The 1,047-nt window shown below is 67.2% G+C and carries 1 protein-coding gene; it reads left to right on the top strand.

Annotated elements, in window-relative coordinates; all coding sequences use genetic code 11:
• Window positions 1-37 precede the first annotated feature (37 nt).
• A partial coding sequence (locus ACFHW0_RS31645; RefSeq protein WP_416613292.1) for a beta-ketoacyl reductase occupies window positions 38-1,047 on the top strand: 1,010 nt, incomplete at its 3' end.

Genomic DNA, 1,047 nt, shown 5'->3' on the forward strand with positions numbered 1-1,047 from the left:
GGGCCGGTTGTGGTGGCTGACGCGTGGGGCGGTCTCCGTGGACGACGCGGAGCCTCTGACCGACGTGGTGGGTGCTGCGGTGTGGGGTTTGGGTCGGGTGGTGGGTGTGGAGGTGCCGTTGCGGTGGGGTGGTTTGGTGGATTTGCCGGGGGTTTTGGGTGGGGGTGTGTGGGGTTGGTTGTGTGGGGTGTTGTCGTCGTCTGGTGGTGAGGATCAGGTGGCGTTGCGGTCGTCGGGTGTGTTTGTGCGGCGGTTGGTGCGTGCGGGTTCTGTGGGTGTTGCGGGTGCGGGTGCTGGTTTCCGGTTGTCGGGGACGGTGTTGGTGACGGGTGGTACGGGGGCGTTGGGTGCGCGGGTGGCGTTGTGGGCGGTGGGTGTGGGTGCGGAGCATGTGGTGTTGGTGAGTCGGCGTGGTGGTGGTGCGCCGGGTGTGGGGGATTTGGTGGGGCGGTTGGAGGGGTTGGGTGCGCGGGTGTCGGTGGTGGCGTGTGATGTGGCGGATCGTGGTGCGGTGGCGGGGTTGTTGGCGGATTTGGTGGGTCGTGGTGAGCGGTTGCGGGCGGTGGTGCATGCGGCGGGTGCGGCGCAGTTGAGGCCGTTGGGTGAGGTGGGTGTGGGTGAGGTGGAGGAGGTGTTGCGGGCGAAGGTTGGTGGTGCGGTGGTGTTGGATGAGTTGACTGCTGGTGTGGATCTTGATGCGTTTGTGGTGTTTTCGTCGATTGCGGGGGTGTGGGGTTCGGCGGGTCAGGTGGGGTATGCGGCGGCGAATGCGTTTTTGGATGGGTTGGTGGTGTCGCGGCGTGGGCGTGGGTTGGTGGGGACGTCGGTGGCGTGGGGTCCGTGGGCTGAGGCGGGTATGGCGGTGGGGGTGGCGGGGGAGCAGTTGAGTCGGCGTGGTTTGCCGGGGATGGCTCCGGAGTTGGCGGTGGTGGCGTTGCAGCGGGTGTTGGATGGTGGTGAGGGTCAGGTGGTGGTGGCGGATGTGCGGTGGGATCGGTTCGTGCCGTCGTTCACGGCGTTGCGTCCGTCCCGCCTGTTCACCGACAT

Origin of the sequence: Micromonospora sp. LOL_025 (assembly GCF_048060285.1) — a bacterium.
GTDB lineage: Bacteria > Actinomycetota > Actinomycetes > Mycobacteriales > Micromonosporaceae > Micromonospora.